Below are 218 nucleotides of genomic sequence, written 5' to 3' on the forward strand. Positions count from 1 at the left end.
AGCGCATCCAGCGTGGTGAGATTGAGCGAGTTCTCATCGCCCACAAGGACCGGCTCGTTCGCTTCGGATTCGACCTGCTCGACCATCTTGCGCGCGTGAACGGTTGCGAGATCATCGTGGTTAATCAGGAATCGCTGTCGCCAGAGCAGGAAATGGTTGAGGACCTGCTTGCCATCGTCCAAACGTTCTCATGCCGCCTGTACGGCATGCGCAAGTAC

1 protein-coding gene is annotated in these 218 nt (G+C 57.3%); it reads left to right on the top strand.

Annotated features, from left to right (window positions below; all coding sequences use genetic code 11):
• A partial coding sequence (locus ACYP5B_RS34205; protein WP_459572583.1) for a recombinase family protein occupies positions 1 to 218 on the top strand: 218 nt, incomplete at both ends.

The sequence above is a fragment of the Cupriavidus sp. 8B genome, assembly GCF_054589115.1.